This window comes from Halodesulfovibrio spirochaetisodalis (assembly GCF_001672295.1).
GTDB lineage: Bacteria > Desulfobacterota > Desulfovibrionia > Desulfovibrionales > Desulfovibrionaceae > Halodesulfovibrio > Halodesulfovibrio spirochaetisodalis.
In genome coordinates this window covers 1-805 of the sequence record NZ_JXMS01000057.1, presented here as the reverse complement: position 1 = coordinate 805, position 805 = coordinate 1, and the positions used below count along the sequence as shown (strand labels likewise).

At 48.9% G+C, this 805-nt stretch carries 2 tRNA genes and 2 rRNA genes; all 4 read right to left on the bottom strand.

Annotated elements, in window-relative coordinates:
* Window positions 1–300, bottom strand: a 23S ribosomal RNA gene (locus tag SP90_RS16395); the annotation flags it as partial.
* 161 nt (window positions 301–461) lie between these two features.
* Window positions 462–537 (bottom strand) — tRNA-Ala (locus tag SP90_RS16390).
* A gap of 11 nt (window positions 538–548) precedes the next feature.
* A tRNA-Ile gene (locus SP90_RS16385) sits at window positions 549–625 on the bottom strand.
* Between the two features lie 91 nt (window positions 626–716).
* Window positions 717–805 (bottom strand): 16S ribosomal RNA (locus SP90_RS16380); the annotation flags it as partial.

Genomic DNA, 805 nt, shown 5'->3' with positions numbered 1-805 from the left:
CCCCGCCGTGTCGAAACACGACGGTTTGGGCTATTCCCCGTTCGCTCGCCGCTACTAAGAGAGTCTCGTTTGATTTCCTTTCCTCGGGGTACTGAGATGTTTCACTTCCCCCGGTTAGCCTCTCTAAACCTATGTATTCAGTAAAGAGATAACGGGACATAACTCCCGCTGGGTTTCCCCATTCAGAAATCTGTGGGTCAAAGGATGTTTGGCTCCTCACCACAGCATATCGCAGCCTACCACGTCTTTCATCGCCTTCTAGTGCCAAGGCATCCGCCAGTTGCCCTTAATAACTTATTTTTCTACGGACATTCTTTTCCGTCCCTATCGATTGTAAAAGAGCAGAAGCCGTTAAGGCTTCAGCCAAGTATATTACTTGGATTGTAACCACTACTTAAGTGAAGTAATGATGACTACCAAAAAACTACTTGTAAAAGATCATGTAAGCTATTCCACCAAAATGGTGGAGGCGAACGGGATTGAACCGTTGACCCCCTGCGTGCAAGGCAGGTGCTCTCCCAGCTGAGCTACGCCCCCACTTGGGTAGATGGTGGGCCTGGGAAGATTTGAACTTCCGACCTCACGCTTATCAGGCGTGCGCTCTAACCAACTGAGCTACAGGCCCATAGCCTATCTTTGTAAAGAGCTGCAACCAACCAGAAGCTGGTTAATGCAAAACTCTTTGCAATTAAATAGCGAATCGGATTTTTTTCTTTAAAGGAGGTGATCCAGCCGCAGGTTCCCCTACGGCTACCTTGTTACGACTTCACCCCAATCATCAGCCCCACCGTAGACAGCTGCCTCC